The 1,121-nt window shown below is 49.6% G+C and carries 1 protein-coding gene and 1 pseudogene; both read left to right on the top strand.

Going from position 1 to position 1,121, the window contains the following annotated elements:
• Nucleotides 1–448: pseudogene (locus RYC18_RS14135) on the top strand (hypothetical protein); the annotation flags it as partial.
• Nucleotides 445–1,121, top strand: a 677-nt coding sequence (locus tag RYC18_RS14130; RefSeq protein ID WP_316886294.1) for a permease, incomplete at its 3' end; no start/stop codon positions are given. The pseudogene RYC18_RS14135 and the gene RYC18_RS14130, both read left to right, overlap by 4 nt.

Genomic DNA, 1,121 nt, shown 5'->3' with positions numbered 1-1,121 from the left:
CGGGCAGTCCGTGCACTTCAACATAGTCAGCAGCAAGCGACCATGGGGAGTGCTACCTGTAGAAAAAATGGACGACCCACTGCATCAAGCTTTTCTGGACCGCGGGCAATTCAGGAAGGCCGAACAGTTCGGGACGCTTACCAACAAGCAAGCTGGCAAAGCGAGTGAAGACTTCACCTATCCTCTTATGCCACCAGAAAATGAAGACCTCATCTGGGAAACCTGGGTGCCACTGAACAAGGACGCGACATATCTTGAGCTGCAAATCTGGTATCCGGCCAGTCGTTTAAGCCCTGGCGAAGAAGATAGAAGCTATCTGTTTCAGATAAAGCTTGGCCTAAGAGGTGATACCGCTATTGATGGATTGGCTGCTGTGGAACTTGAAGTGAAGGCATCAAACAGGGTCGGTACGCTGGCTCTAGAAGTCGCAGAGGGTACGCCATTATGACTCAACAAGAAAACAACCCAACCTTGCCACAGGGTAGAGATGCTCTGAACTGGAAGATCAAAACACTTGCGAGATCGCCTAGGGAAATGATGATAACGCAGTCCATATTTATCGCAATCTACATAACAGGATGCACACTTTATATGTGGGGAGGCTGGATAATGTTTTCAGATAGCCTCTACTCATTAGTGGGAACTTTATTAGCATTCGCCGGCATTCTTGCCTACTTCGTAGGACTGCTCATTCGCCAAAAAACCATCTACAATTACACCCTGAAAACCGACGGAGCAACCGTAGAGTATTACCTCCACTACCCCGACTTCGCCTCATCGTTTTTCAAAGGCATCGCTATTTTCGTCATACTGGCATTCGTCCTCGTCGCCCTAATCACTGGGTCATTGCTGTTCCTGGTCGGTCCGGTGGCAATGGCTTTTGTCGCAGCCATCAAACTGCTGAACTGGGAAAACCCCGTCCACCATCGACAAACCGCCCCGTGGCATTTGCACGAATTTGTCACGGTTGATCACAAACGTCTGATGGTCATTATCCATTGCGACGATATAACCACCGGGTTCGCCGCGCGTTTTCCCAGCAAGGTGCTTATGGACAAGTATCTCGCGTTCCTGCGCAAGGCACTTCCAGCGAACGCTCAATACATCGAAAAAGCCACTAA

Source organism: Pseudomonas syringae group sp. 247E2 (assembly GCF_032587795.1).
GTDB classification, from domain to species: Bacteria; Pseudomonadota; Gammaproteobacteria; order Pseudomonadales; family Pseudomonadaceae; genus Aquipseudomonas; species Aquipseudomonas amygdali.
Note: the sequence above shows the minus strand (reverse complement) of the source record. Positions and strands in the feature narration are given on the sequence as shown.